The 5,123-nt window shown below is 47.6% G+C and carries 4 protein-coding genes; all 4 read right to left on the reverse strand.

Translation table 11 applies throughout. From position 1 onward, the window contains the following. Positions 1-823: 823 nt before the first annotated feature. Positions 824-1,807, reverse strand: a complete 984-nt coding sequence (gene cas1b / locus PKX57_RS11155; RefSeq protein ID WP_213921458.1) for a type I-B CRISPR-associated endonuclease Cas1b — start codon at positions 1,805-1,807, stop codon at positions 824-826. 9 nt (positions 1,808-1,816) lie between these two features. Beyond that, positions 1,817-2,326: a CRISPR-associated protein Cas4 gene (locus PKX57_RS11160; protein WP_472417352.1), complete on the reverse strand. Its 510-nt coding sequence runs from the start codon at positions 2,324-2,326 to the stop codon at positions 1,817-1,819. Then, on the reverse strand, positions 2,326-4,380 hold the full coding sequence (cas3, locus tag PKX57_RS11165; protein WP_472417354.1) for a CRISPR-associated helicase Cas3': 2,055 nt from the start codon (positions 4,378-4,380) through the stop codon (positions 2,326-2,328). The genes PKX57_RS11160 and cas3 overlap by 1 nt, the downstream gene beginning before the upstream one ends. 5 nt (positions 4,381-4,385) lie before the next feature. After that, positions 4,386-5,123 (reverse strand): CRISPR-associated protein Cas5 (gene cas5 / locus PKX57_RS11170; RefSeq protein WP_472417356.1); only part of this gene is annotated, 738 nt, incomplete at its 5' end.

The raw sequence follows: 5,123 nt of genomic DNA on the forward strand, positions 1-5,123 counted from the left end.
AAGGTAGAACGGGCAAGAGAAAGCGGCGAAGATGGTATACAATCGATCCGACGAGGTGAAATTACGTTGATGTTAATGCGTATCTGCGTTATTCACGGGGGATGATAACCGAAATCGCTAATTCTGATCAAATTACTCGAATAAACGAAGTTAACCCCTTTCGAAGAAACGAAAAGCGATGCGACAATAAGCATAGCGTACGAAGCTCTGAGATCGTTTTTTTGAGAATACTTGCGAGAGAGGGTCAAACATTAAGTCGGGTGAGTGAAATATGAAAAAAACCAGGTTATAAGCAAAGCATGAATAAGGGTTATTTTAAGGTGTTAACGGTTTTTCCGTTCTTGCTACAACCGTACTTAAGAGCATACCGCCACCCCGTTCAAGTGGGGACTAGTTTCAGAGCGGAAGAGCGAGAAGAGGAGAGAGGAAGAGAGAGAGAGAAGAGAGATATGTGAGAATTCTCGCCTTCTCGTGAGCGAAGCGAACTCTCGATGCTCCTTCTCGGCTCTTACCAACGATCCACAACGTACAACCAACAACGGTTCTTAGTAGGAGCACTATGGGATGACAGTGCAGGGGCATTAGCGAGATGGCGTCCTTTGGAAGAGCCAGTAAGAGCCACTGGGACCATGGTATGGCAAGAGCGAGAAAACGATGATGCTGCGAAAATCGGGTACAGACCCTAGGAGCCGGTCAGTCCCCATTTTCGCCTTTCTCTGTAAGTCTCACAAGCGGCAGATAGTAGGTCGTATGAGAGCACTACGGGATGACAGGATCGGAGATCGGCATAACAGCGATAAGACAAGTTGTATCGATTACGAGATTACCACCACATGTGAAGAGCTTTGTATTTTTCATCAGCCATAAGGCTTCTTATCAGCTTATAGCATTCCGTGAGAAGCAGTGTGTTGTATGACACCTTTCTTTTGAGGGTGGGGTGAAATACTGTCTCTTCCATGAAGTCGTCGAAGTTTTGTACGTATTTTTTCATCCCTTCGGTTGTGAGAAGCGTCGAGTTCAGATCTTGATCAAAATCGTTTTCAGCGATCATGTTTTTATTGAGAAGCGATACGATCAATCTGTCGATTATTACCGGCTTGAATACCTCGCTTATATCGAGTGATAATGAGAATCGCATTTCGCAGGGTTCGTGAAGGTAACTTACGGTAGGGTCCAGCTGGGTCTGGTAGATTTTGTTCAGTGTTCTTGTGTATAGAAGGGTGTTTCCAAACGAGATCATACAGTTGAGGATTCCGAGGGGAGGTTGTTTGACTCTGGTGATGAATTCCTGACCTGTAAGTTGTGCGAGCAGTGGATAGTAGTTCTGTCTGAAGGCTCCTTCGACTGCCATTACTCCATTTATAGTCGTTGCATCGGAGAGACGTCTGCGAATTTCTATTAGCCCTTCTATTCTCTCTTTGTATCCATTGATTTTTTGCGACTGTCTTTGCAGTATTCGAAGCATATTGTGCATGGCACCGTCTATGAATTCACGGGCTATTTGCAGGCGATTAACAGGGTCGAGAAGGGTTTTCACCTGTTCGGTAAGCAGTTTTCCGGAGACTTTTTGTCTTCTCGGGACAAAGCTGCCTCCATACCAGCCATTGTGATTGAATACATGAAGAGCGATTTCCTTTTGTGATAGAAACGATAGAGCCCGGGTGTTGAGGTCCAGTTCGCCGAAGGAAGAAATGGATTCGATTTTCTCCACGGGTATGAACTTCTTCTTTCCCTCTCTTTCGAGAACCAGGGTGTTATCCTGCCTGCCGAGTTTGCCGCTGGCGAAGAGATAGTAATTTTTCTTCATGTATGCCTCCTACGAGAAACAGAGATCGAAGTAAGAACACCCCTTGCAACCGCTCTTGAAGAGCGGCGCAGGGGCGTTGTTCATATTGAAGATCAAGGTTATTTCGGCGATGTCTTTCACTATAAGCTCTTCGTCGTCAGGAAGAAGGGAAAATACAATCGTTTTCTTTGCCCTGGGGTATGTGAGACGGGCTGTGTAGTCTGTGAGTCCAAGTTTGTGCTTGAGGTAGTAGAGGTAGTACTTGACCTGAAAGATGTGGCCCTCTTTTACTTCTCTGCTGTATTTGATCTCGACTATTTCTCTGGTCGGCCTGAGGATGTCCAGGGAGATTTCGTCGATTATTATGTCTTTATCTTCGCCCTGGCTGTATTGTTCGTGCAGAAGTTTGCCGAGCTGGACAGTCTCCGAAGTCGATTCCATGGAGATGTTATGAAGGAAGAACCAGAGTTGAGTCTTGCAGTGGTGTAGATAGTTGACCGCGTTTCCGCCGATCCTCGGCTGTCTGTCGATAAGTTCCACTACCAGTTTTCCTCGATTATGTTGTTGTCTTCAATAGGGCCGATATACCCTAGGATTGAGTCGTAATTCACCGGGGCGTACAGGAGACGTTTTTCATCTTTTTCGATTTTTCCGAGTACATCCCTCAAGGGAACTTTGACCATTTTTCCGATTTTTTCGATCACGTTCATTTTCGAGTCTTTGTACTCTTGAGGAATTACCTGAAGGGTTTTATAGGGCATCCGGCGTACAAGATCATCTGCCAGTCTTTCTTCTATCGTCATTGAGTAGATCCCGAAGTTTATGTCTCTAAGAAACTGCCAGGCGGCCTTTCCGGCTTCTATTTCGCTGTCTATCGTTTCGGGTTCATCCAGCGATTTCTCCATCATTCTTTGGAGATCCAGCCCGCCCGGCACGGGATTGTTTTCTAGAAGTTCAAGCGCCTTGTTGACGATACGCGGGGGATAGATAGAAGCGGAGTTTTCTTCCTGTGGATAAACAAAGACCTTACCGTCGGGATTCGTTCCCTGCCTGTTGATCCTGCCGAACCGCTGAGCCAGCGAATCGATCGGGGCTGCCTCGGTTATCAGTACATCGTAGTCTATATCCAGGCTGATCTCGATAGTCTGGGTGGCGACTATGATCTTCGGCCTGTTATTGGAGGTTATACGTGAGAGTATTTTGCCTCTATCTTCGAGATTGAAACGCCCGTGGTACAACACAATATCTTTTGAATCGACCTTTTGTGAGAGTGTCTGATAAGTCTTGACGGCAGCCCCGACGGTGTTGCAGCAATGGATAACGCTTTTTCCTTTCCGGTAATTATCCAGTGTTATAGTAGAGGGATCAACGTTTTCTAGGAGTTTCACGGTGACTCTTTTGAGGTTTTCGCCCTCTTCGTCACGTATGACTTTGGGATCGTTCATGACCGCCTCGAGTTTTTCTATCATGTAAGAGGGAAGCGTTGCGCTCATGACGCAAACAGGGATCCCATATCTTTTGAGCGACTCTACGGCCTTCAGGAGTATTCCGAAAGTATAAGGCTGACTCGCGTGTATTTCGTCGAAGATTATCGCTGACTGCGCCAGATTTACGGTCTTGGGCTCCCATCTTCCCCAGTTGAGCGACATCAGTAGGAGTTGATCGAGCGTCGCGACGGTCACCGGGTTCTCGAAGGCCTTCATCCAGAAGATTTTTTCGCTCGTTTCCTCGGAGATACCTTCGTTCGAATATAAGTAATAGGCAAGGTTTCCGTGTACAAGGGCGGAGTCATCTGTCAGTTCGTCTTTGTATCTTTCGTACATAGCCTCGACGGTGGTCACTGTCGGCAGAAAGACGGAGAGCTTTCTTCTACCCGTCGATTTCGCCCAGTTCAGCGCGGCAAGTGTTTTGCCCCTGCCTGTTGGCGCGATGATTATTGTGTCGCCGTCCGAAGCGGCCTCTTTCTGAAAGGGTCTGAGGTTTTTCGCATCGATCTCCGGGAAGTCGTCGAAAGATTCTTTGTGGCCGGAAGCGGTCCAGTCAGCCAGATTAAGCACTCCCTGTATGTAAGCGTAAACCTCACGATCGCCCGCATCGTTGAAGAATCTGTTGTTGAGATATCTCATCAATTGAGAGGGATCGGGGACTTTCAACTCGATATCCGGCAACGCAACTTCGTAGACGCTTTCCACAAACGATCTGATCTCTCCGTATTCCCGTGCAAGTTCGGGGTTTGGCACTGTTGACTGTTTCAAGTATTTACACGAGGTGAAGGAGTCTTTCGATCTGGATCCGTGGTGACCGAGTACGGCCTGAACTATGTAGGGCTTCAACGGTGTTTCTTTCAGGGATGCTAGCGCTATCTGTGCAGACGCAAGCGCGTGCGAAATTCTTTTCTCTTCAAAGGAAAAGCCTTCACAACCCTTTCCCAGATCGTGAAAGGCGCAGGCGATTAGCACGGCATCTTTGATCTCTCTGACGGAGAACGGCGAGCCGGAGATTTTCGCTCCGACCTTCCACAGGTAGTCCGCTGCATGGAGCAATACTTCTCTGGTGTGATCTACCAGACTTACATCAGGTTTTGCAAGCGACAATTATTTCACCTCCAGATCGGGAAGTTAAGACCGTTTACTGATAGGAGTTCGCCGGTATAATCGACCCGGGCGTTTACAAAAGTGAATGGGGCCCTGTTTGACGGACGTCTGAGGCCGGGGTTCTTCGAATCTCTCTCGAAACTGGAGCTAAGCCAGTAAGTTTTGAAAGCCTTGATTTCTCCGGAATGGATATCGCAGTTGTGGATTTTTCCGGTTAGATCTCCTTTCAAAACGGTATCGGAAACGATTCCGCCTTTTATAGGTTGAGCATCTACCATTTCATATCCTATGGAAGTTATGAATTCATCGTCTCTCCCGAGGCTCAGTGGATATACGGGGTTTTGAAGGGCTTTCTCGATTTCTATCAGTTTGTCTTCGGGTCCACAGACGATTATTTTGAACGATGGTTTGTAGATAACTTCCCTGGTTACTACGGCTTTGCCTATCTCCCTGCCGCCGCCTTTGATCTTTCTGATGGCCCACTGGTCTTTCGCCATTCCACAGTTGTCTCCGACAATCACGCCATAAAAGAGTTCGCGGCAGTATTCTTGAGCCTTCATATATTCCTTTCCCAGCGCGGCTCCTATCACTCCCGTGATGGTTGTGGGAGGGGGAAAGGGAAGCGAGTCCTGGTAGTTCATGGAGTTCGGGTTTCTGAAGGAAGCCGAGAGAGCTTCGAGGGTCACTCGCAGGACTTTCACGTTTTCACCTCCATAGAGAAAAGCCCCTCGATGAGGGGCTTC

This window comes from Mesotoga sp. (assembly GCF_035363035.1).
In the GTDB taxonomy this organism is placed as follows: domain Bacteria; phylum Thermotogota; class Thermotogae; order Petrotogales; family Kosmotogaceae; genus Mesotoga.

Excerpts from the sequence above, each read along its gene's own strand:
- cas1b (WP_213921458.1), bottom strand. The coding sequence starts at position 1,807 with ATGAAGAAAAATTACTATCTCTTCGCCAGCGGCAAACTCGGCAGGCAG.